We start from the raw sequence: 1,987 nt of genomic DNA, 5'->3' as shown, positions 1-1,987 counted from the left end.
CTATCGCGGCATTGCAACACGTTACGACAAAAACCCGGCCAATTTCCTGGCTGCTGTCAAACTCATCGCTGTCCGCATCTGGTGCATCAGTTTATGAGTCTACGCCGTAATGAACTGAGCCGGCCATGCTGCGAAAGCATCAGCCTTTGCGCCAGTTCCGCCAAGGTCGCAAATAATCTTAACCCGCATCAACGGATCAAAACTGACGCGCCCTATCCGTCTTTCAAGCCGTGTATCATTCAGGCACTTGGCAAAATATGCGCCAGAAGCAACAGTGACATAACCACCTTCCCATACATGTGCATAATCATCGGGCGTCATGCGAAGGCAGTCTACGCGCTCCTGCTCCAGTTCTTCCGAAAACCAAGGATTATCCCGCCAGTTCGCTTGTACGACAATTGCGCCGCTTGGTTTCTCAGGCCCACGCAACATCACATCAACCGGATCGCTTTTCTTACGAGCGTTCCAACTCCACCACATTTGAGCGCCGGGCGTTCGCATTGTGGGGCGTAGCATCTTGATCGAAGTTGAGGATGCTGTTTGCGCTTCTTCCCACCAAGACCGTTTAAAGCCTTCCAGTGATTTCACACTGTCAGCGGTATAATCATTCATGCCCTTGAAGATGATTAGACCATCGCCGGGCGTGCGGATCACATCACGATAGACCTTGAAGCCGTCAGCCTCTCCCAGCCGGAATGATGATAGTTTGGCCTCAATCAGCGCTTTTGACGACTGCGCGAGGTCTTTCTGAACTTCACGAATGCAGATTGACTTTAAGCCTTCGCCTGCACTGTTGCCCGGCTCTGCCAGACTGTCCTCTATCATCATCCCGGCGAAGAAATGCGACTTGCCGGAACCGCGACCACCCCATGCACCTTTATCGCGTGCGGGTTCGAGCAGCGGGAGGAATACTCTCGCTGTTGGCATTTCTAATTCTCTTGGCTGCATTAATCCGCTTTCGGATCGACAATCACACGCTTGATAGACTGGATTTTGATTGCATCCATTTCGGCATCACCGCCGATTGCAAGCTTATCGCCATATTTCTTTGGAGCCATCTTGGACATAAGCCACTTGCGAGCATCTATGCGAAGCTTGGCACGCTGCGTATCATCTTCATTGCCTTCGTCCGCGATTTCTAGAATGTCTTCTGCCATCGCTTCCATTTGGGCTTCGCGTGCGCGGGCGTATTGCTCACGAAAGTCCTTATGTTCGGAAAGCCAACGGAAAACTGTTGTCTGGCTGGGAATACCCGCCTGTCCGCAAATAGTGCGCAACGAAATTCCTGACGAAATCTCCGCACAAATATGTGCTGCGAGCTGCTCTGTGAATTTGGTAGGTCTACCAATTCCCACCGGCTGGCCAGCCCTTGCTTCTGCCCTATCCGCTATAGCTTTAATCTGCTCCGGCGTCGGCCCCTTCTCTCTCATGCTACTGTATCCTTTCGCCGGTTTGAGCGGTTGAAGGCTCTTGCTTCGGCGTGAGACTCACGGTTGTATTCTTGATGGGTAAAAGGAGGGCAACATGCCATTGATTAAACTGACAAGAACCATGCCGACGGGTACTCCGGTTTTCATCAACACGGAAAACATTGCTGCCATCGATACCTTTGGAGCTATTACCAGAGTACTCATTAATACAGCTGGAGCTGACGGCCAATTGGTCGCGATTGGCGGAACTGAGGGCATCCATACTGTTGCTCAAATCGTTAACAACGCCACCTGAGGTGAGTACCCGCCGTGATAGATGAGAAGCGTGCTGACTCCCTCGAAAAGGCATCTATTGATGCATCTACGGAAGGTCTTAAGGCTCTTCTTCTCTTGAACGGCGGGGCATGCCTAGCGCTGCTTGCATTCCTGTCTGCGGTTATGGCTTCAAGCGGGATGTCACCTTCTAAGGCAAAGTTCATAAGCGCTGCGACAATTTCGCTTCCGTTTTTTGCTGTCGCGGCGGGCCTGTCAGTTGTCACATGTGTTGTCGCTTATCT

At 51.7% G+C, this 1,987-nt stretch carries 4 protein-coding genes and 1 pseudogene; 3 read left to right on the top strand and 2 right to left on the bottom strand.

Features of this window, described 5'->3' with window-relative positions; genetic code table 11:
* A pseudogene (locus ABE530_RS19545) lies at window positions 1–97 on the top strand (IS5/IS1182 family transposase); the annotation flags it as partial.
* A 2-nt stretch (window positions 98–99) separates the two neighbouring features.
* Here ABE530_RS19545 and ABE530_RS19540 read toward each other — a convergent pair.
* Both ABE530_RS19540 and ABE530_RS19535 read right to left on the bottom strand, forming a co-directional pair.
* Window positions 100–927, bottom strand: a complete 828-nt coding sequence (locus ABE530_RS19540; RefSeq protein ID WP_499695713.1) for a phage terminase large subunit — start codon at window positions 925–927, stop codon at window positions 100–102.
* A gap of 20 nt (window positions 928–947) precedes the next feature.
* Window positions 948–1,430 carry a terminase small subunit-like protein gene (locus ABE530_RS19535; protein ID WP_499695712.1) on the bottom strand — a complete coding sequence of 161 codons (483 nt, stop codon included), beginning with the start codon at window positions 1,428–1,430 and terminating at the stop codon, window positions 948–950.
* A gap of 94 nt (window positions 1,431–1,524) precedes the next feature.
* Between ABE530_RS19535 and ABE530_RS19530 the strand changes: the two genes are divergently transcribed.
* Together ABE530_RS19530 and ABE530_RS19525 are read left to right on the top strand one after the other, a co-directional pair.
* A complete protein-coding gene (locus tag ABE530_RS19530) occupies window positions 1,525–1,725 on the top strand; it encodes a hypothetical protein (RefSeq protein WP_499695711.1) in 201 nt (66 codons plus the stop codon).
* A 14-nt stretch (window positions 1,726–1,739) separates the two neighbouring features.
* Window positions 1,740–1,987 (top strand): hypothetical protein (locus ABE530_RS19525; protein WP_499695710.1); only part of this gene is annotated, 248 nt, incomplete at its 3' end.

This window comes from Brucella sp. TWI559, assembly GCF_039674265.1.
Lineage (GTDB): Bacteria > Pseudomonadota > Alphaproteobacteria > Rhizobiales > Rhizobiaceae > Brucella > Brucella chromiisoli.
This window is presented reverse-complemented; position numbering and strand designations above follow the sequence as displayed.